The organism is Dorea sp. AGR2135, assembly GCF_000420885.1.
Lineage (GTDB): Bacteria > Bacillota > Clostridia > Lachnospirales > Lachnospiraceae > Dorea > Dorea formicigenerans.
Window position 1 is genome coordinate 89,051 of the sequence record NZ_ATVU01000010.1, and the last position, 21,449, is coordinate 110,499.

Annotated in this window: 17 protein-coding genes, 1 pseudogene and 1 riboswitch; all 18 genes and pseudogenes read right to left on the bottom strand. The window is 40.3% G+C overall.

Annotation, left to right across the window (positions count from 1 at the left end; all coding sequences use genetic code 11):
• Positions 1-73: 73 nt before the first annotated feature.
• Positions 74-1,879 carry an ASKHA domain-containing protein gene (locus G593_RS0108315; protein WP_029731378.1) on the bottom strand — a complete coding sequence of 602 codons (1,806 nt, stop codon included), beginning with the start codon at positions 1,877-1,879 and terminating at the stop codon, positions 74-76.
• Entirely contained in the window at positions 1,872-2,894 is a 1,023-nt protein-coding gene (locus G593_RS0108320) for a methylcobamide--CoM methyltransferase (RefSeq protein ID WP_005334161.1), read from the bottom strand. The genes G593_RS0108315 and G593_RS0108320 overlap by 8 nt, the downstream gene beginning before the upstream one ends.
• 102 nt (positions 2,895-2,996) lie before the next feature.
• Positions 2,997-3,647, bottom strand: coding sequence for a corrinoid protein (locus G593_RS0108325; RefSeq protein WP_029731380.1), 651 nt, complete (start codon positions 3,645-3,647; stop codon positions 2,997-2,999).
• A gap of 178 nt (positions 3,648-3,825) precedes the next feature.
• A complete protein-coding gene (locus tag G593_RS0108330; protein WP_242827068.1) occupies positions 3,826-5,145 on the bottom strand; it encodes a vWA domain-containing protein in 1,320 nt (439 codons plus the stop codon).
• Between the two features lie 26 nt (positions 5,146-5,171).
• Positions 5,172-6,683 (bottom strand): ATP-binding protein, encoded by a 1,512-nt coding sequence (locus G593_RS0108335; protein ID WP_029731382.1) that lies wholly within the window; start codon positions 6,681-6,683, stop codon positions 5,172-5,174.
• A 5-nt stretch (positions 6,684-6,688) separates the two neighbouring features.
• Complete coding sequence (locus tag G593_RS0108340) at positions 6,689-8,425, bottom strand: leucine-rich repeat protein (protein ID WP_029731383.1); 1,737 nt, start codon at positions 8,423-8,425, stop codon at positions 6,689-6,691.
• Between the two features lie 64 nt (positions 8,426-8,489).
• Positions 8,490-9,560, bottom strand: coding sequence for a uroporphyrinogen decarboxylase family protein (locus tag G593_RS0108345; protein ID WP_029731384.1), 1,071 nt, complete (start codon positions 9,558-9,560; stop codon positions 8,490-8,492).
• 167 nt (positions 9,561-9,727) lie between these two features.
• A riboswitch (cobalamin riboswitch) is annotated at positions 9,728-9,937 on the bottom strand.
• Positions 9,938-10,115: 178 nt separating this feature from the next.
• A complete protein-coding gene (locus G593_RS0108350) occupies positions 10,116-11,339 on the bottom strand; it encodes a dicarboxylate/amino acid:cation symporter (protein WP_029731385.1) in 1,224 nt (407 codons plus the stop codon).
• A 281-nt stretch (positions 11,340-11,620) separates the two neighbouring features.
• Positions 11,621-11,845 (bottom strand): annotated as a pseudogene (locus tag G593_RS0108355) (uroporphyrinogen decarboxylase family protein); the annotation flags it as partial.
• A 198-nt stretch (positions 11,846-12,043) separates the two neighbouring features.
• Positions 12,044-13,129, bottom strand: coding sequence for a uroporphyrinogen decarboxylase family protein (locus G593_RS0108365; protein ID WP_029731386.1), 1,086 nt, complete (start codon positions 13,127-13,129; stop codon positions 12,044-12,046).
• Positions 13,120-13,308, bottom strand: a complete 189-nt coding sequence (locus tag G593_RS20795) for a hypothetical protein (protein ID WP_029731388.1) — start codon at positions 13,306-13,308, stop codon at positions 13,120-13,122. The genes G593_RS0108365 and G593_RS20795 overlap by 10 nt, the downstream gene beginning before the upstream one ends.
• A gap of 140 nt (positions 13,309-13,448) precedes the next feature.
• Complete coding sequence (locus tag G593_RS0108380; RefSeq protein ID WP_029731389.1) at positions 13,449-14,282, bottom strand: MetQ/NlpA family ABC transporter substrate-binding protein; 834 nt, start codon at positions 14,280-14,282, stop codon at positions 13,449-13,451.
• Positions 14,283-14,352: 70 nt separating this feature from the next.
• Positions 14,353-15,021 (bottom strand): methionine ABC transporter permease, encoded by a 669-nt coding sequence (locus tag G593_RS0108385; protein ID WP_005338701.1) that lies wholly within the window; start codon positions 15,019-15,021, stop codon positions 14,353-14,355.
• Complete coding sequence (locus tag G593_RS0108390) at positions 15,021-16,022, bottom strand: methionine ABC transporter ATP-binding protein (RefSeq protein WP_005338700.1); 1,002 nt, start codon at positions 16,020-16,022, stop codon at positions 15,021-15,023. The genes G593_RS0108385 and G593_RS0108390 overlap by 1 nt, the downstream gene beginning before the upstream one ends.
• 264 nt (positions 16,023-16,286) lie before the next feature.
• On the bottom strand, positions 16,287-17,444 hold the full coding sequence (locus G593_RS0108395) for a double-cubane-cluster-containing anaerobic reductase (RefSeq protein ID WP_029731390.1): 1,158 nt from the start codon (positions 17,442-17,444) through the stop codon (positions 16,287-16,289).
• A gap of 3 nt (positions 17,445-17,447) precedes the next feature.
• Positions 17,448-18,671, bottom strand: coding sequence for a helix-turn-helix domain-containing protein (locus G593_RS0108400; protein ID WP_022278473.1), 1,224 nt, complete (start codon positions 18,669-18,671; stop codon positions 17,448-17,450).
• A 137-nt stretch (positions 18,672-18,808) separates the two neighbouring features.
• Positions 18,809-19,645, bottom strand: coding sequence for a YihY/virulence factor BrkB family protein (locus G593_RS0108405; RefSeq protein ID WP_029731391.1), 837 nt, complete (start codon positions 19,643-19,645; stop codon positions 18,809-18,811).
• Positions 19,646-19,764: 119 nt separating this feature from the next.
• The gene (locus G593_RS0108410; RefSeq protein ID WP_044994286.1) at positions 19,765-21,060 is read right to left on the bottom strand and encodes a SpoIID/LytB domain-containing protein; all 1,296 of its coding nucleotides are present in this window, start codon (positions 21,058-21,060) and stop codon (positions 19,765-19,767) included.
• Positions 21,061-21,449 lie beyond the last annotated feature (389 nt).

Consider the following 21,449-nt stretch of genomic DNA (forward strand, 5'->3'; position numbering starts at 1 on the left):
CCTCTTCGCATAACCAAGATTGGATTTTCTCGCTTTATTCGGGTACTTCCTATCTCATTCGTTTCTTCAATTTTTAGTGAACTTCCGGAAACATAAGGCAATCGGCAAATAATCTCTCATAGCCTTCTGTTGCACCAAGTTCCATATAATCCATATGATGAGCCAGTTCTTCCATCTCTCGCTTCACCTGACCGGATAAGAGCGCCATATAAGCTCCGGTCTTGGAAGAGTTACCGACATAGACAAGTTTATCTTTCACTTCTGCCGGAAGAATTCCTGTTCCAATGAGGCTGTCTGCCGGAAGATGTGCTCCAAATTGTCCTGCGATCATAACCTTGTCAAGCTCACTCATCTCTTTTCCTGCCTTCTTAAGAAGTGCATAGAAGCCAGACAGAATGGCTCCTTTTGCAAGCTGTACCTGTCGGACATCTCCCTGAGTGATCTTAAGGTCTTCCGTCATCTTAAACTGACGTTTCATACCATCCATCTCAATCATTGGGTAACGATAATCTGTCTCTTCCAGATTCTTCAACTTGATAAATGCGCCGTCTTTTCTTACAAGTCCGGTTCTTACCAATTCTTTTACCACTGCCAGAATACCGCTTCCACAGACACCGATTGGATCGGCATTGCCGATAATTTTCAGCTTTACGCCATCTTCCTTAATTTCAACATCTTCAATAGCTCCCTCTGCCGCACGCATACCTGAGCTGATGTTCATACCTTCCAGTGCCGGACCTGCGGCACAGGAACAGGAAAGTAATCTTCCATGAGCTGAAAATACAATCTCTCCATTCGTTCCGATATCAATAAACAGAACATTTTCATCTGCCTTATGAAGCTCACAGACATAAACTCCTGCCACAATATCTGCTCCGATATAAGATGATACTGACGGCAGACAATAAAGTCTTGCCCCTCTGGATGCATGAATACCAATCTCCTCTGCTTCAATATCCTTTGCCTTTACAAACATTGGTGCATACGGTGATTTTCCAATGGACAGTGCATCTACACCAAGAAGCATATGCATCATCGTACAGTTCGCTCCTACAGAGACCTCGTAAATCTGTTCTTTCTTCACTCCGGTCTGTCCACAGACATCTGCGATCATCTCATTGATGGAAGCAACGATTGCTTCCTTAAGTGCCTGTACCCCCTCCTTGGGATGCTCCATCTCATAAGTAATACGAGTCAGGACATCCAGCCCAAAATGCTTCTGTGCATTGATCATAGAGGAATCCGCCAGTTCTTTTCCGGTCAGCATATCAATCAGTGCTGTAACAACGGTTGTTGTTCCGATATCTATTGCGATTCCATACATAGAATCTGTAGTATCCCCCTCTTCCAGATTCATCAGCACTTTTTTGCCGTCTTTTTCACGATGGATAACTGCCGTGTAACTTCCTTCTTTGAAACAGAATCCACGCAATACAGAAAATGGAAATTCCACATCCGAAAGTTGTTCTTTAATCTGATCTTCAAATGGTGTCTGGTCTGTCAAAAGCGGCTTATGTATATTCACAATCTGTTTGACAATATCCAGGTCTTTTTCGAATTTTGGCACATATCCTTTTGATAGAACTTCATGCTTGCGCTCTTTCTGCATCAGCTCTACTTCCAGATCACACTGTGGATGAACCATACAGGAAAGACGCACACCACTTTTTACTTCTTCTGGTTTTAAAAAACGTAATTCTGTAGAAGATACTTCCCCTGCTTCTCCTGATACGATGCGTACTTTACACTTTCCACATACTCCTTTTCCATTACACGGATTATCAATAAATATGTTCTGCGCCAGCAAGATTTCCAGAAGGCTTGCTCCCGGTTCATAATCGTATTCCTTGCCAGACTGAACGATACGTAATTTATACATTAGCTGCTTCCTCCATAATTCCATGACGGATTGCCTGAATATTGGTCAGTGGTGACTTCGTTCCAAGTCCGCATGCCGGAGAAATGATATTAGAACCGTCTCTCCAACATTTTACTGCAAGCTGCTCTACCTTCTCAGGCTGTCCAAACTCCAGCGTCCATGTACTGACATTTCCCATCAGAGCGTGCTTTTTTAAATGTTCGCGTGCCTCACGCATAGATACGCAGGAATCGAAACTAAGTACGTCAGAATGTATCAGTTCTGCCTGCGGATATACATTTTTCATCTGTCCGCAAATATGCATGATTTTTCCCATGGTTTCTTTCTGAAGAGCATCCCAGATCATATTATTATATTTGACCGTATACTCCTCAAAAAGCTTCGGTCCCAAAATTTCTCCTGTTCCACTTGGATCGGAAATGGCAATGATATCTGCGCCGGCATCAATCTGTGCTCTTGCAAACTTTATGATCTCATCAGTCACAAACTGCATGTAACGGTGTGCTTCTTCTTTTTTCTTGCGAAGCTCTTTATAAAAAATAACCGGCTCCATAACGGAACTTGCTGTGCTGACCGGTCCCGTAATATTTCCGATAATCGGTACATCTAAGTTTCTGGATTTCAGAATACGGATTGCATCCAGCACAACCTTTGCTCTTCCTTCCTCCATACTCATCGGTGTAATAGTCTCCCACTCTGTGACCGAATTGATCGCATATCCCGTTACATGCGGCTCATAAATCTTACTGCCCATAGTCACCTGAGCCCCCATAGCTTCTGCCTCAATCGTCATGCAGAATGGAACACCTACATTTTCAAAGCAGCCTTTTTCATAATTAGCTTCTGCCAGATCTGCCATCATTCTGGCATTCAGATGTGCCTCCGGCCAACTTACATTTGCCTCATCCATCAGATCTGTCGTTATCATATTCATCATTCCACCGGGACAGATACATGGCGGTCTGTCTGTCGGCTCCTGATGCATGGCTTTCCTAATTCGTTCTTTTGCATCCATAAATCCCCAGCTCCTTTTTCGAATTCTTATTCGGATTCTTTTATATTTAGCCTGGCCTATACCTTTTCAGACCGTTTCCAGTACAGCTTTTGTCTTTTCTATCTAGGCAATTCCTGTCAGCTCTTTCGCAACTTTTACAGCTTCAACCGCATTCACAGAATATCCCTCTGCTCCGATATCGTCCGCAAATTTTTTGGAAATCGGGCTTCCTCCGACCATAACTTTGAACTTATCACGGATTCCCTGGTCTTTTAATTTCTCTATAACTGTCTGCATTCCACCCATAGTTGTCGTCATCAGTGTGGACATACAGATCAGATCTGCATCTACCTCCTTTGCCTTCTCAATAAACTGGTCAAGCGGAACATCTCGTCCAAGATCATACATCTCGAATCCTGCTGTCTCCATCATAATCTTTACCAGGTTTTTACCGATGTCATGAGTATCTCCTTCCACAACACCAATAACTGCTTTTTTCTTTGTCTGATCATCTGTATTTTCCAGATGCGGACGAAGTACATCCAGTCCCGCATACATCGCATCAGAGCAAAGAAGTACATCTGTTACAAAATACTCTTCTGCATCGTAAAGCTCACTGGCCTTGTTCATACCATCTACAAGACCTTCCATAATTCCGTCAAACGCCGGATATCCGTCCTCAATATATTCTTTCGCAACGTCTACGACTTCCTCATCTTCCATCTCTACTACACACTCTGATAATTTTGCTAATAATTCTTCTTTAGATGCCATACTATGAATCCTCCATAATCTAAATTTTTATTTTGTTAGAAAATACCTCATAGCCCGCAAGCTGTTTTTTCCTGACATTCTCATCTCTTGACGTATTTTATCTTGATACATTTTAACATTAATTACACGTATCTTCAAATTGAGTACTTCCATATATTCGTACAGACATTTATCCTTTCTATATGTCATCCATCAGATAACGAATCGCCCAGGCCGGCACTTCCGGAATCTTATCCAAAACTTCACTATCATATATAAATGCCACTGGATACTCTGGTTTTTTTCTCGGATAAACACCCATTCCATCTGTAAAATACAGCATTCCATTCAAGTTCGTAAGTTCTCCGTTTTTTCGAAGTTCTTCTATATACTCAAATGCCGGTCTGAAATCAGTTCCTCCCCGGCCATAAAGTGTCAAGTCTTCCATCACCTGCTCCAGTTCTTTCTCTGATGTAATCTTCACATCCTTCTGAACCAACGCATCACACTGGATCAGATGGAAATTCACTCTGTCTTCGCTTTTCTGCCCACTTTTCAATATCTGGTATGTTTTTTCCAGAAATCTCCGAAGTTTTTCTTCCTCCACTGACCCTGAAGTATCAATCACAGTCACAAATGTTTTCACTACCCGGACATCCTTGTACTCCAACGGCTCGATCAGCGGCATATTTCCATACAGTTGCATTCCATAAGTATAGAAATTATAATCAAATTCCTCATCATTGATCTTCATACGTTCCCCAAGCCTGTTGAACTTTCTTAAGAATGCACTATAGTCCTGCTTCTTTCTGTTCGCAAGCTTTAAATTCACCAAAAAATCACCGGTTTCACCACTCCGGCTTTTCATAAATGTCTCAAGATCCACCTGAATCTTTTTCGCAGCCTGCTTCCACAGCTCTTCCAATTTTTGATTTGAGAACATGACCTCCCGGTTCTGATTCACCTGCCCTGATTTCACCTGGATTACATCATTCCTGTTTTTTGTTTCGGGATACCAGAAGCTATGGTCATCCCGACGGAAAATTTTCTCCAGCCAGTCTATTTCTGACTCTTTCGTCTTTTTCAGATATCCATAAATCTTTTCCGCATTCATAAGTCCCACATTTTTCCGGATGCGGTCAAGTTCCCGCTTTTCATCTGCCCCGGCACTAATGTCTGCAAAGTCCAGTTTCCAGCTTTCGATGATATATTCTGTTGCCATATCGCATGCAAGATCCCATTTTCTTTGCTCGATCTGTGGATTTACAAAGAAATGTCTGAATATTCCATGCACAACTAAATGCAAATACATTCTGCTGACGAAACCTTTCTCTTTTTGATATGCTCTCAGTACGTATTCTGGATTATAGTAAAGATTTTTTCCATCTGTTCCCATACCATATGAACGATTACGCATACATTTAGAGGGACTCTCCGTCAGCATCCGAATTGCCGGTTCCAGAAACCTCATATTGACCAACGTTCTCTGTCTGCTAAAGTTCAGAACTTCTGAAGCCACTTTTATTATTTCCACACACATAAATATTACACCTGATCAAGCCCCAGATTTTGAATCTGATCCATAAGATTTTTCTGTCTCTCGTAGAACATCAAATTCTTATTATGTTTAAAATACTCCCGACATCCATACTGACTGATAAATCTGGCCGTATATTCATTTTCCGTAAGTTCTGTCACAAATACAAGAATCTCCTGTCCTTCTTCAAACACATCTTCGCAAAAGTAAAATGAGTTGGACAGACACCCCGATGCTTTTCTTGTCTGCTCTTGAAAGCTTTCTGTCAACTGGGCAAAATAATCTCTGAGAATTACAAAATCTCTTTCATCCGGAGTCCGTATGCCTGCTTTTTCCCGGCATTCTTCCAGATAAACAAGCACACGGTCATCTTCCCACACCTGGGCACGGGATAAATTACCGGCACGTTTTTTCTGTTTTTCTTGTTCCATTAAACATTCTTTTTGTTGTTCGATACAAGAAACAAGGTCTCGGCCTTTTTCCACATCTGCTTTTATCTTTTTCAGGCAATCCCCAAATACAAACAATGCATTTTGCATCTCCATTGTCTCTTTAACAGTATCCGTAATTCCATCCATCAAAAGACCAAGGAAAGAAATCCTCTCATCAAAAGATGCTTTCATCGCCCTCTGTCTTACTTGCTCTGATGGAATGCCGAATAAGATACGGTCCACCTGATAATCATTTTTATATTTTTTGAACAAATCATAATAAATTGTAAAGTCACGGGCAATCTGCTCGTCCTGCACGTACTGGCTGATCAGATTCAGATCCACAGGCAGATTCTTCTTTTCACTCAGACACATGATCTGACTTAAATCTTCCCAGCCTCTTGCTGTCACAAAATGCTTTCCATCCACTGTATTTTCCACGGAATAAAATGCATCTTTCTTCAGATCCAGATAAGTCAGGATTGCCGGGTGCATCCCCTGCTCATAAGCATATGTTTTCCAGACACTATAATCAGGCTCTACATCCATTCTCTTTACGCGGTCCCAGGACGCAATATCGAATTCCCTCACAGAATGATTGTATTCTGGCGGATTCCCTGCTGTTACGATAATCCAGCCCTCAGGCACTTTGTGCTGTCCAAATGTCTTGTACTGTAAGAACTGAAGCATCGCCGGCGCCAAAGTCTCAGATACACAATTAATCTCATCCAGAAAAAGGATTCCTTCACGTATCCCCGTGTCCTCCATCACTTCATAAACCGCTGCAATAATCTCACTCATCGTATACTCAGATACCTGAAATTTTTCTCCACCATACTCCTTTTCTACAATGTATGGAAGTCCCAGTGCACTCTGCCTTGTGTGATGTGTCATCGTGTAAGACACAAGTGCTACTCCAAGTTCCTGCGCAACCTGCTCCATAATTGCAGTTTTACCGATTCCCGGCGCTCCCATCAAAAATACCGGACGCTGCTTTTCTGTCGGAATTATATATCTGCCTTTTTCATCCTTTTCCAGATACAATTTTACCGCATGTTCAATCTGCTCTTTTGCTTCCCTAATATTCATAAATATTATGACAACGCTGCCAGAAGCTGATCAAGCTGGCTGCCCGTCTCCTCCTTCTTATCCTCATTTTGGATTTCATTCTGATAATTCAACAGCATGCTACGGATCTCCATGTCAGATTTTTGCAGTGACTGATCCAGAAGTCTGTTCACTGCCTGTTCCGCCAATAAATTGTAATGAATGAAAAACTGTAATAACTTTTTATTTTCTAATAAAAGGACTTCATAGGAACTCCGGTTTTCTTTCAGATCCTTCACATAAGAATCAAGGATTTCACTTCTTACATCTCCCTGTTCTACCAGGTAATCTGCAAGTCCTGCTGCCGCCCACATTCTCCATTCTTTTGCAAATCTCGTAATCCTCATATTCGGTGCAATGATTTCTTCCATGTCATAGCAAGTTGTCCACATATCCCAGTCCTGAAACACTTCTTCATCCACCGGGTTTCCTTCTATATACACTCGTTTTAATGCAGAACATTGTGAAAAAATGCCTTTGCCAAACTCTGTCACCCGTTTTGGGAAATGAAGTTCTTTTAAATTCGTACACCGGTAAAACACCTTGCGTTCTACCACTTCCAGTCCTTTTGGCAAATGTACTTTCTCCAGACTGACACAAGTCACAAAAGCACCTTCTTCCATTCGCTTCACACTCTCCGGTAAATCCACCTGTTCCAGAGCCGCGCACCCGGAAAATGCATGAGCCCCAATCACTTCTGTATCATGCGGCAGTATTACTTCCCGCAGTTTTCCACAATCATTGAATGTATCATGTGGAATCTCCACCAAATGTTCTGGAAACTTCGCTTTTTTTAACATCCTGCAATAACGGAATGCACTGTGCCCAAGTTTCTGCAAATTCTCCGGTAATTCCATATATTCCAGAGGTGTTCCGCTGAAAGCATAAATGTCGATTGTTTTTATGCTTTCCGGTAAATGTATCTTTTTGATTCCACTCCCCTGAAAGGCATGCTTTCCGATTCGTTCCACTGAATCTGGCAAATGCACTTCCTGCACTTCCATGCAATACTCAAAAGCACTGTCTGCGATGATCCGGATACCATCCGGCACTTCTACAAATGCGTCAGCTCCAAGATATTTTATAAGCGTATCTCCTTCTATCTGAAGATTTTGATCTACGTTTCCGGATTCCATTACACTTTTTAATACTTCCCGTGCATCTTCACTTTTCAACGCTTTCGTATTCAGTCGTTCCAGCGCTTTCCAGCCTTCTTCTATTTCCTCCGGTTCCACATCGTCTGAATCAATATTATTGACCAGAATCACATCTGCATGTTCAATCTGGTCTACATAAAATTCTCCCAGTCCGGAGGCATATGCCTCCACCATGCCAATGTCTACAACTGTAACATTCGGTCCAATCACCATCTCAAGATGTTCCTTCTCTTTTAGCTGCGTACATACTTTCACGACATCAGACAGTTTTCCAAATCCAGATGCTTCTATAAAAATTCTGTCCGGGCAATCTTCCATGGCAATCCGGCGCATCTTTTCTTCAAACTCAAGTGCCATCCCACAGCAAATACAGCCCTCACCGATTTCTTCATAGATCAAGCTGCCTTCTGCATTTTCCCGGTCAACTGCCTGTGCACCAAAATCATTTTGAATTACCGCAGTCTTTCCCTTTACCTGTTCTATCCATTGATTTAAGAATGTTGTTTTTCCGGATCCTCGAAATCCAGATATGATCTGAACAACCATGTCCTTTTTATCTACCTCCATCAGATTAGTTTTCTGATTTTATATCTTTTTATTCAAATTTGGCAGATTATCTTTCCGACACATTTTACTCAAAGTTCTTAGGATCTAATGGCCATTTCCCATACTTTCTTGCTTCATTCATAAACGCTTCAATATTCTCCAATTTTACCTGACCGGAAAGATCACATCCAGAGGCAAGAATATAACCATTCGGTGAATCCCATGCTTTCTGCAAACACCTCTTTACAGCTGCATCCATTTCTTCCTTTGTTCCCTGAATAAAATAGTCGACCGGTGCCACATTTCCAAGAATCGGCATCTTCTGCCCTGCTGTATTTTTTACATGCTCCAAATCAACGACATTGTCCACACTGATCATATCACTTCCTGCATCTGCCATGTCATCAATTGTTTTGGTCGTATCCCCACATATATGATAGCAGACCATTCCTCCTGCATCATGAATTGCCTGATTTACTTTTTTTGCATACGGAAGCACAAACTCCTGATACTGACTCTTTCTCAAGATTGTGCCAGAAGCGAGTGGATCACATTGTAAGATCAATACCCCTTCTTGAATGAACTCTTTATAAATATCGATAAGACAATCTGTTGTAAACTGCACAAGTCTGTGAACCTTTTCTGGTGATTTCCTCATGGCACGGAACAGCTTCTCTGCTGGATAACAGCTTGTGGCAGCTGTATATGGCCCAGTAATCAGAACCCCGACCGGTACTTCATCACCAATTTCTTCTTTTACAATGTGGCATGCCTCCAGACAATGTCTTAGGTGCGGATCATTTTCTTTTTTCAGACATTCCGGATCCAGCTTGTCAATATCATCCAAACTTTCAAGCGGATACGTTGCGATTGCAGGTGTCTGAAACTCCGGATCATTGGTCGTTCCCCCAAGCCCAACTCCTACCATGTGAAGCCCGTATTCAATGACTGCAAGGTCATTACCAAATCTTTTGTACGCTTCAATCTGACACTTTGCCTCATTCTCCGGTGAGCTTCTTTTCTCGCGATGAGTCATCCCACATACATCGCCTGACATAGATACTATGACCGGCATTGCAAGCATTCGATCCATCGATTGTCCTGTCATAAAAGCATTCAGTCTTTGATTCGGTGTCATCTGGTCTAATTCGTGCATAAATCTCCTCCTCGTATTATACATGCAAACAATAAGTTTCTCAATATTCCCCCTGGATTTTATACACTATAACTTCTATCACTGTCATGAACGATCAGTATAAAATATTTTTCCACTAAAAAAGGCAGGGAAAATAAAACGAAGTGTCTGTTCTTTTCCCTACCGAAAATCCCAATTCCTATATAGCAGGTTTCCTGGCTTGATTTCATCCTCTGCTTTCCTCTTCCCGGCTTATATTACTGCTGTTCTGTTGCAGATATAAATACCAGTGACTCCGTTGAAGCTTCGTCCATCTTACAGTAGAATAGGCTGCCCTGGATTCTCACCAGATTCCCTTTTAAATGTCAAATCCATCACTAATATAGTCTTCTGCATCCAGTATAATTATTAAGCACGCTTATTTCAAATAAATAATATTGATATATCTACCCAATTATCGTTTTTCCAAATAAAATACACTCAGTCTTCATGGAATTCCTAAAAAGAATAAACTCATAAAAACCAAGTGTACATCATTAAGAATGGCTCTACATTCCTACTTGCGAAACTACATACTTATTTTTTTCTTAATGCTTTCTTTTTCTCAAGATTTGTGACAACCATGCAGCAGCTTGCATCACCTGTGATGTTTACTGTTGTACGTCCCATATCAAAGATACGATCCACTCCGGCTACAAGAGCGATTCCATCTACTGGAAGTCCTACAGATGTAAGTACCATTGCCAGCATAACCATTCCAGATCCCGGCACACCTGCTGTTCCGATAGATGCCAGTGTTGCAGTCAGAATAATCGTCAGCATCTGTGGAAGTGTCAGGTTGATTCCATAACAGGACGCGATAAAGATTGCACATACTCCCTGATAAATTGCAGTTCCATCCATGTTAATTGTTGCTCCAAGCGGAAGCACAAATGAAGTCACTTCTTTTGATGCTCCCATGTTCTCTACACACTCCATATTGATTGGAAGTGTTCCTACGGAAGAAGCACTGGAAAATGCAAACATCATTGCCGGAAGCATTCCTTTAAAGAATGCGATCGGACTCATACCGCCCATTGTCTTTACTGCTAATGAATATACAACAACTGCATGTATAATGTAGCAGACATACGCTGCTAAGAGCACCATTGCCAGTGAACCGATGATCATCGGACCATTTACTGCAATAACCGGGCACAACAGACAGAATACTCCGATTGGAGATAATCTTAAGATCATCTCCATACATTTCATAAACATATCATTCAGATCATTACACCCCTGGATCAAACGTGGATTTTTCTCCGGTCCAATCAGAATAATCGCAAATCCGAACAATACTGACATCACAATTACCTGAAGCATATTGGACTCAGACATCGGTGCAATAAAATTGGATGGGAAAATATTCACAATTGTATCCATAAATGATACCGACTCTGTTGCTTCATAAGTCAAGTCTGTTGTTGCAACGACCGGGAACATTCCTTTGAACAGATTTCCTCCAATCAATCCAAATGTGATTGCAAATGCGGTTGTACACATATAGTATACAACGGTCTTTAAACCAATTGCTCCCACTTTTTTAATATCCTGCATGGAGATAATCCCACACATAATGGAGAATAATACGATTGGAACTACGATGAACTTTACAAGGTTCAGAAAAATTGTTCCAAACGGCTTAATGTAACTCTCTGCAAATTCTGCATGACTCTGCATCAGAAGTCCTACTACAATTGCAAGAACCAATGCGATAAAAATCTGCATTGCCAAAGACATTTTTTTCTTTTGTTTCATGATTTTAACCTCTCTTTACTTGATTTCATTTCCCCGTTATATTTTACCCCAAAAAAGCACTGTCATAAGACAATGCCTTTTCTCTGATATAAAATTATATCATACCTTATTCTGATTCATCAACCAGTTTTTTGCAAGTTCATGTGGAAAATTATGCATTTTTTGATTAGTTGGGGACGTAGCAAACTTTCAAAATACTACGTCCCCAACTGCGAAACACGGTGTCCCTTTTTTGCCTCAAAATATCATTTTTGTCGCTTCATTTGCACAAATTACATATTTTAATCTTCCAGAATACCTTTCGGAAGCTTTCCTAACTGCGCACCACGACCGTATTTTCTTGCCGCATAGATAAATGCCTCTACATTTCTTTTCGGTGTACCAATCGGGAGCTGACATCCTGTATTCAAAATGTAACCTTTTGGATTATCTCCACATTTTCTCAGGCAGTCTTTACATGCCTCAATGACATCATCAATCGATCCATCTTTCATCACTTCGATTGGCGGAACATTTCCGGATTCTTTCTCGTATGGCGAAGAACCTTTTCAACTGGCCTGACTGCTATAGCTGTTGAAATCGGACCTGCCACACTCGTTCTCATACTTTTCGTACCTCTTCTACTTATTATCACATATATGATAGTTGAGTGTTTCCGGCTACAACATTATCTTACTGTACAAAATAATATTCAACACGACTGCTTATAACTCTGTAATACCTCTTGGCATATAACCTTTTCTTGCACCACGTCCATACTTTGCAGCTGCATTCATAAATGCAATCATGTTTTCCTTCGTCGTATCTACCGGAGTGGTACATCCAGGACAGAGATTATATCCTCTCGGATTGTCTCCAGCTTCAATAATACATTTCTTAATTGCCTGGTCAATTTCTTCAAATGTTCCATTTTTCAATACATCTACAGGTGGCACATTTCCACTGATTGCAACCTTATCGCCATAGCATTCCTTCAATTCCTGAATACTCTCACAGTTATCTACCCAAAATCCACTGACTCCTGTGCCAATAACTTCTTCCCAGCGATCCCTGGTATGTCCACAGATATGAATTCCAGTTGAACCCTGAAATTTGTTCATACGCTCTACTGCCTGTTTTATATAAGGGACAAAAAATTCTTTAAACTGTCGTTTACTAAGTAAATCTCTGGAGCCCATTGGTTCAGAAAGTGTAAACCCAATTCCTAGTTTACGATGAAGATCTTCACAACATTTTACAACACAGTCTGTACTATACTGCAATAATTTGTGGGCCTGTTCTTTATGTTTGACCGTACCCTTTAAGAATGTTTCAGTTCCAATCAAACTTGCAGCTGTTGTAAATGGTCCTGCAAGTCCACTACCAATTCCGCGTTCTTTTCCATATTTTTCCTGAAGTCTTTCAAATGCTTCTATTATGATAGGAAATCTTCCATCTTTTTCAACATTAATAAGCTCCATATGGTCCAGGTCATCAAAGGTTTCCAGTGCCGGCTTTTCAATATAAGAAACGCTGTGCTCCGGATACTCGAGCTTTGTTCCGAGTGCTTCTACCAGCGTCCGAAGTCCCAGTCCCATCCCCATATTATCTGCCTGAAAATCTTCTGCCAGACGGCTTTCTACTTCCACCATGGCATCTGCTGAAAAATAATAATCACGAATGGGAATCCCATATAACGGAGGAGCTGTCTCTCCTGCACTTAAAGACGTCGGAATACGGTCCACCTCTTCTCCTCTTGCGTAAGCTATCTTCCTTTCTTTTGGCGTCATCTCAAGTTTTACTAATTCCATCTTTTCTTACCTCTTTCTTCTAACAGAACAACATAGAAAATGGTACTGTTATCTACATAGGCAGTCATATAAAAAACTCCTTGTGCCTCAAAAATCCCCTGTGCCATCGGTATTCCGATAAATCCACAATTAGAATACATCAATGCAACTAATTCCACAACTGCATAATCTTTATCCAATTTTCGAACGACCCATTTGCAGATACACCAGATCAGGAAAAAAGCAATAGCTGATAACAGAATCCCCCGACAATCGCAAGTATCGTCATCACAAGAGTTTTGTACATCGTCATTCCGGCTAATTCCATAGAACTATCTTCTTACTCCCAGCAAGGAATCTGTGTTCCCTGTTTCTCTGTCTTAAAGTACTCTGCAAGTTCATCACACTGAACAGCTTCTGCAATGTCTTTGATCCACTGTGCATCTTTGTCCTCTGCACGAACTGCAAATCCTACAGCATATGTGTCATTGTCATCAGACTGGCAAAGATATCCATCTGCAGAAAGTCCTGCATTTACCATATGTCCTGCTGCAAGGCAAATTGCATCAACGTCTTTGATAGACTGTGGTAATACAGACATCTCAGCTTCGATGAATTTGAAGTTATGTGGATTCTCTTTTACGTCATACATTGTCGGACTCTCTACAGAATCATCTAATGTGATCAGTCCCTGAGACTCTAACAGATGCAGTCCTCTTGCCTGGTTTGTTGCATCGTTGCAAAGTCCGATTGTAGCTCCATCTGGAAGCTCATCTACTGAATCCCATTTATCAGAATACATTGCGAATAATGGATAAAATGTCTTTGGCTCTACCATAACCAGATTGGTTCCATTCTTTTCGTTGTAACTCTTAAGGTATGGCTCATGCTGATACCAGTTACAGTCAATGCTTCCTTCTGCTAATGCTACATCTGGCTGTACACTGTCATCAAATACTTTTGACTGAACATTGTATCCAAGTTCTTTCAGTTTATCCTCTACTGCAGCATACTGATTTACCATATCAGCACGAACTCCGATTGTGATATCTTTTTTCTCTGTGCTGCTGTCAGCCTCACTCTTTGTGTCATCTGCTTTTGAGTTTCCACAGCCAGCTAACATTGTTCCAGCTACTGCTAATGTAAGTAATACACTAATTAACTTTTTCTTCATTTTTCTTTTTCTCCTTAATAATTCTCCTGTTTGTTTTTTAGTTTTTATATAAAAACAGGCGTCCCCGTTTTTATTTTAATTTCTTATAAATCCAATCACCAAAGTACTGAATAATCGCAACAAGAATAATCAGAACAACACAAATCGTGTACATAATCTGCTTATTAAAGTTCTGGTAACCATATGTAAGAGCTACTGCTCCAAGACCCCCCGCTCCAACTGCTCCTGCCATTGCTGTACAGCCAAGCAGATTAATAATCGCAAGACAAAGTCCTGAAATAATAGATGGAACTGCTTCTTTTAACATGACCTTGAATACAATCTGACTTTTTGATGCTCCAAAAGACTGTGCAGCTTCAATTAAAGCTGGATCTACTTCTTTAAAACTGTTCTGGAAAATTCTCGCCATAAACGGAGTACATGCTACAGTCAGCGGTACGAGCGCTGCTGTTTCTCCGATTGATGTTCCAACAATTAATCTTGTAAATGGAATGATAGAAATCATCAAAATAATAAATGGAAATGAACGTATCGTATTTACAAGAAAATCCAGAATACGATTAATCACAACATTCTGACAAAGCCCGCCTTTTTCAGTCAGAATCAAAATAACTCCAAACACAAATCCGAAAATCGTAGATAAAACTCCTGAAATCAACAGCATTTTAAGTGTTGCAAAAAACGCCGGAACTACTAACATCTGACAAATCTGTGTAAAAGTATAATTAGTGAAAGACATTATTCATTCACCTCCGTCTCTCCCTGCTCACCTGAAAGTTCGCGCCATTTAATTCCTTTTTGATTCAGGTAATCTGTAACTACACCTAAATGTTCATCATCAATATTGATTACAAATATTCCCATCTGATCTCCCTGATAATCCTGAATCAAACCATTCACAATCGGAAATACATACTGAAGTTCTGATGTCATCGTACTGAACAATTCTCCATCTTTCATGTCCTTTACCAGATATGAAATCTGAATATTGTGTCCTGTATCCGGAAGTTTTTCTTCTTCTTCGCCCAATAACCTTCTCAGTGACTGTGGCTGTTTAATAAAGATTTCTTTTACAGTACCTTCATCTGCAATCTTGCCATTTTCCAGAATGCATGCTTTATTACACGCTTTTCTTACAACTTCCATCTGATGTGTTACAATGATAACTGTGATTCCAAGTTTCTGATTAATTTCCATCAACAGATCCAGAATTGAATTCGTCGTCTTCGGATCCAGTGCTGAAGTAGCCTCATCACAAAGCAAAATCTTCGGATCCATAGTCAATGCTCTTGCAACTGCAACACGTTGCTTTTGTCCACCACTTAAATTTCTCGGTTTTGCATTCATCTTATCTCCAAGACCAACCAGTTCCAGAAGTTCTCTTACTTTTTTATCAATCTGGTCTTTCGGATATTTCCAGCACTGCATTGGAAGAGCGACATTCTTATATACCGTCTCTCGTTCAAGTAGTGAAAACTGCTGAAAAATCATTCCAACATGCCGTCTGAATTCTCGTAATTCTTTATCTTTCAAATCTTTGATCTCACATCCGTCAACCTTCAGGCTTCCTTCCTGATAAGATGTCAGACCGTTGATGCAGCGAAGAAGTGTAGATTTTCCTGCGCCACTTCGACCTACTAACGCATAAATATCTCCGTCTTCAATTGTCAGGTTGATACCTTCCAGAACGGAGCTTCCATCGTCTTCCCATAACTTTTTCAGATTTTTTATCTCAATCAACGTTTTTTCCTCCTTCTAAATTACTTTTCCTATTTTATACAATTTTCTCAATAATTTCTTCATTTATAATTCCAATCTTTCTTGTTTTAATTGTGCATCATGCACAATTTATCCCATTCGTTTTTGTATATTTTATTGATTGTATCTATATAATCGTTCTTTTATTGTTTATATCTATATTTATCTTTATAGACATATGTTATATCTGCACAAAAACAGGGTGCATCTATCTATATTTGATAAATGCACCCTTGTCAATTGTAATTATTTACGAATCATTTCTACAAATGCTGCCAGTCGTGTATTTAATTGTCCTACATCACCTTTCGAATAGTCTGTCACTACAGCCAGATATGGCAAGTGCTTTTCTTCATTCACGAAATTCTTCACACTGATGGATTCCATTTCCACAGAATGACAGCCCGATAATATCATCTCAACTACCCCATCTGCATGATAGTCATCAATCATTTCTCCAAGAAGATGGATACGATTATTGTTCGGTGTCATAATTGCACAGCCTATGCTAAAATACTTTCTTGCAATTGCACCATAAACATCCGGATCATCTTCATCTACCATACGCTCTACTGCATTCGCTCCAGTACAGTTTTCAAAACCGACTACAACTCCGCCGTTATTCTCAATTGCCTCTACGATTTTATTTGTATCTTCGCCCATAGGGCAGCCGGTAATCAGGATTCTCGGTCTCTTTTCTAGCTGACGACCTTTCTCATATTCTTCCAGAATACGATCTGACAATTCATTTAACTCCTTTGTCATCTCTTCCTGACCAAATTGATATTTCGAACCATAAAGCACCTTACCAAGTTCCAGTCCTGACATTGGAACTGGTTCCAGCTTCATCAGTCCATAAAATCTCTTCAATGCTTCTCTTCGCTTATTCTGTGATACAATTGCACGTCGAATATCATTCTCTGTAATTACTACCTGAAAATATTCTTCCAGAAATTCTTTAAACCGGATAATCTCTTCCCGCCAGAATCTAAGTCCGCCTTCTGACTGTGTATTCGGCAATTCCATAACATAAACTTCTTTAAACTCAGACATCAATTCGTACATTTTTTTCTTGCCGTCACATGTTGTTTCTCCCACAACCAAATCCGCAAAATGAAAATAAGGACACCGATCAGATATGGCATAACCATAGCTAGATTTGATTAATGGACATACATTCTTTGGCAATACCGTTTCAGCGAGCTCTACTGTTTCATTCGCTGAAGAACATAGCCCCACAGGAATTGCTCCCATGGCAACTGCAATTTCTCTTGGAAAAAACGAACAATATGCACCGATTATCGGAATCTGCTTTTCTTTATATTCTTTTACCTTCAAAAATGACTGTTTTTTCTTGTCTTCAAACTCATCGAAGATTTCCGGCAAATCCTTGATAATCTCCATTCTCTACTTCTCCTCTTTCTCCTGTTCCCGCAGGAGTATACTAATTAAAATCTTATGAGCAATTCCCGGCTCATTAATATCCACTCCCAAAATCTCATTAATTTTGGAAAGTCTATAAATCATTGTATTCCTATGTATAAACATTTTCTTTGCTGCCATACTTACATTATTACCCACAAGCAAGTATTGCTTTAATGTCTCATAGAATTTTGTTTCCTTTGCCTCATCTTCGCTGGCTAGTTCAGTAAGTTCACGCTCCAGATATCTCGCATGTCCAATATAAGGCAATGCACAAGAACAGACTATCTGGACATAATAATCTTCTTCACGAAAACTTCTTTTATCCGGTTCCTGTTCATGCGCAATCTCCAGTGCTTTCTGACACATAAATCGTTTCTTATCAATCAATTCAATCTCATTAAAGCTCCCGCTTAGACAACATAACAGCTTATATTTTTCACACATGTTATCCATAACTTTACAAATCTTGTCTCTGCATTCTTCTGTATGTATATCTGTGAAAAGAAGACAAGCATACTGCTCCTCTATATAAACAAACACATTTTCATATACATCACTTACATAATTAGCCGCCTTTTGAAGTTGCAGACTATTATAAACTTCTGTACGTACAACTGCTACTCGAAATGGGGCAACAACATATTCGTTATATATATCATTCGTTCCATTCAGAAGCTGCTTCCCCTCACCTTCAAATAATAACCGGGCAATCACACGACGTATTGTCGATATATGAGAATGAGAATGTTGTTCCTGACGCTCCATTAACATTCCAAGTCCCTGACAGACAATATCATTCATCTGAATCCATGTTTCCTCTGCATCTTTTGCATTATAAATTCCTGCATCCAGAATAGATATAACGAAACCTTCTGCATCTCCTTTAACTACAATTTCATTCACAGCATAATATTCTTCCGATACATGAATGAGCATGGATTTGCCCCTTGACTCTTTCGAGCGATATTCGATCATCTGTGAAATCAATTCTACTCTTCGTTTGCTGTCCATACCTTCCGGCAACAGTGTTTCATTATATTCTCCTTTATGAGACATTGCAAGTATCTTGCCTCCAATGTCCAGAACAATCAAAACAACCGGCGCATATTCTGTAATATAATCTGTAAATTTCTGCACAGAACCAGTACTCCCTAATGCTTCAAATGCTTTTCTGTAACAGACATTCAGATTTATTTTTTCTTCCATCTCTTCTCCCTCCCGGCATCTACTATCTCCTTTTATGATACCACCAGGAAAATTTTGCGTAAAATCAGTTCTTTTCATATATCTATAGGTTTTTTCTATAGGATTAATTTTTTTACGCCTTTCGTTATACTATCCTGTTATCTTTCCTCACTCTCATCAATCTTCTCTCCGAACATCACATTCAGCTCTCCGCCGATCAAAATGCAATACATGCAGAAATACATCCACATCATGATCAACATGATCGTTGTCAGACTTCCGTACATACTGGAAAATCCCTGGAACACATCCACATATACAGAAAACACCCAGGAAATGACCATCCACCCCAGCGTAGAAAATACTGCTCCCGGAAGTTGCCTTTTATATGTGTCTCTTCTATTAGGAAGGAATTTATATATCAACAGTAAAAATACAATCATTACAATCGGTGTAATAATATTCCTTGCCCGGATCAGCCAGTCGGCCATATTTCTTAAAAATGGTACATGCTTAGCAATAAAAATATTCAGGCTGTTACCAAATACCGACAACACAAGTAAAAATATAATAACGAGTATAAACATTACTGTATAAACAGTTGCTCTTATCCTAAGGAAAAAATAGTTACGTGTCTCACGGCAATTATACACACAGTTCAGTCCTGAACTCATGGCAAGTACACCTTTTCCTGCCGACCAAAGTGCTACCACGATCGTAATCGGGATAATACCAGATGACTGATTATAGACCTGATTGACAATGGATGTAATCAATGAATCTACCGATGATGGAAATACCTGAATCACAGCCGTCATGACATCAGCCTTTGTGACGGGCGTATATTGCACCATAGTCAGTAACAACAATATAATCGGGATCATGCAGAGCATAAAGAAAAATGCTGTCTGTGCAGCGTATGCCCCAACATGGTCTTTCGTTATCTCTCCAGTCAGCTCCATGATGTCATCATATAATTCTTTTATCTTTTTCATCACTTTTACCTAGCTTTGTTTATGTTCCGGCGTTCCACTTTTCCCAGTGATACCGCCTGTTCTGAACAGTTACATAATTTTATATTTTATCCGATTTTATACATTTTGTCTACGAACAATTATCCAATGGTGACGCCTTGATAAAAAAAAGTCAATATTTCCTGATAGTTTTTTCCACATTTTGCCATTTCATTCGCACCGGTCTGACTCATGCCAATCCCATGTCCGAACCCGCCGCCCTTTATGACAAATGTATCTCCGGACTTGTTGATTGTGAAAAATGCACTTGGAAGAAGCTTGCTGCTTTTGACTTTTGTACCGTCCTGCTTTATAATTGTGTATCCTTTTCCTCCAAGAGCACGCCGGATTTTATTTTCCGTTGAGACTCTTACACTACCTTTGTCACCGACAGCCTCTATTGTTAATACTACACCACCCGGTCCATTTTCCAAAATATTGATATTCTGCAACGTTCCAATATCTTTGCCGGTATTTAGCCCAATCAAATTTGATAAAGTCTTTGCCGGAATCTTCGCTTCCCAACGATACCATGGCAGATTTCTCTCATAATCACCGTTCTCATCTTTTACTTCTACAGACTGAAGATATCGGTTTCCTTCATTCTCCTCATTCCCCCATGCTTTCATACTGGTCGTCTTTCCGCAAGAAGTGGAATAATAATAAGTCGTCACAATCTCTCCGTCCAGACGCACGACTTGTCCTGCCGTCTCCTGAACAGCCAGATCTGCGCTGTCTGCCGGTGCACTGTTGCCGTAGACCTGATAATTCGTACTGTCATCCACATGAGCTTCATATTCTGGATATCCATATTCTGCCATCTGCCTGTAGGCGTAACTTCTGGCACAGACTGCCTGCGCTTTCAGCGCTTCTATTTCATAACCGGACGGCATTTCGCTGGGCACGACCCGGCACAGATAATTCTCAACAGGGAGTTCATTGATAATCGCAATTCCTTCCGCTGTTGTCCGAAGCTCCAGTATGCCTTGGTAAGAAGGAATCCCGTATCCACGCTTCAGGCTATTTACCGTAATCTCCCCTTCTTTTGCCTGGATCCGGATGTTCCCACTTTGAAAACGGCTGTCATCTGGCATAAATGTCACTTCCATCCCCGCTTCGCATTCTTCTACTGTCTCCCCATACGTAATAGAAAGTCCAGATGTTGAGCTGACTGTCACAGACGGATGAATGGTATTCTTATATCCATCCGTCATAAGAAGAACCCGGATATTCGGATTAGACACTACCTGCGTCTCTTCTCCCTGATTTTCCTGTTCCGTTTGTACTTCTTCCGGCTTCTGGTCAAATGCTTCTTTTTCCTGGCGGTTTCCACGGACTCCGCCTTCGAGATTACTTGTTAGTCCTGCAATAATAAACACCAGAACCAGCACTGTCATACCATAATAAAATCTCTTTTCTCCTCGTAAATGTTTCAAACTCTATTCTCTCCCTAAACTCCCATGCCCGCACACTTGGCACCACCATAAATGAAACTATGCAGACTATTGGGTATTGAATTTGTTGTTACTACCGCTTATATTTAAAATAACGGCAAAGATCGTGTTTATTTTGGGCCTGTAGCCCGTTCCCTAAACTGATTTCAGGTACTCTCATTTGCACCACCACCTGTCCAGCCACTTGAAGAATTTTCATTTATGGCAAAAGGACGTATAGTAAAATGATAACAGACAGAGTACCGTGCCGTAAATTCATCCAGGAGGTGCCAGTATGGATAAAATTTACGACAAATGTTGTGGTATTGATGTGCACAAAAAGCTTATCGTTG

Coding starts and splice junctions, on each gene's coding strand:
- G593_RS0108320 (WP_005334161.1), bottom strand. CDS start 2,894: ATGGATGCAAAAGAACGAATTAGGAAAGCCATGCATCAGGAGCCGACA.
- G593_RS0108410 (WP_044994286.1), bottom strand. CDS start 21,060: ATGACAGTGCTGGTTCTGGTGTTTATTATTGCAGGACTAACAAGTAAT.
- G593_RS0108315 (WP_029731378.1), bottom strand. CDS start 1,879: ATGTATAAATTACGTATCGTTCAGTCTGGCAAGGAATACGATTATGAA.
- G593_RS0108380 (WP_029731389.1), bottom strand. CDS start 14,282: ATGAAGAAAAAGTTAATTAGTGTATTACTTACATTAGCAGTAGCTGGA.
- G593_RS0108335 (WP_029731382.1), bottom strand. CDS start 6,683: ATGAATATTAGGGAAGCAAAAGAGCAGATTGAACATGCGGTAAAATTG.
- G593_RS0108365 (WP_029731386.1), bottom strand. CDS start 13,129: ATGGAATTAGTAAAACTTGAGATGACGCCAAAAGAAAGGAAGATAGCT.
- G593_RS0108325 (WP_029731380.1), bottom strand. CDS start 3,647: ATGGCATCTAAAGAAGAATTATTAGCAAAATTATCAGAGTGTGTAGTA.
- G593_RS0108395 (WP_029731390.1), bottom strand. CDS start 17,444: ATGGAGATTATCAAGGATTTGCCGGAAATCTTCGATGAGTTTGAAGAC.
- G593_RS0108350 (WP_029731385.1), bottom strand. CDS start 11,339: ATGAAACAAAAGAAAAAAATGTCTTTGGCAATGCAGATTTTTATCGCA.
- G593_RS0108400 (WP_022278473.1), bottom strand. CDS start 18,671: ATGGAAGAAAAAATAAATCTGAATGTCTGTTACAGAAAAGCATTTGAA.
- G593_RS0108345 (WP_029731384.1), bottom strand. CDS start 9,560: ATGCACGAATTAGACCAGATGACACCGAATCAAAGACTGAATGCTTTT.
- G593_RS0108385 (WP_005338701.1), bottom strand. CDS start 15,021: ATGTCTTTCACTAATTATACTTTTACACAGATTTGTCAGATGTTAGTA.
- G593_RS0108405 (WP_029731391.1), bottom strand. CDS start 19,645: ATGAAAAAGATAAAAGAATTATATGATGACATCATGGAGCTGACTGGA.
- G593_RS0108340 (WP_029731383.1), bottom strand. CDS start 8,425: ATGGAGGTAGATAAAAAGGACATGGTTGTTCAGATCATATCTGGATTT.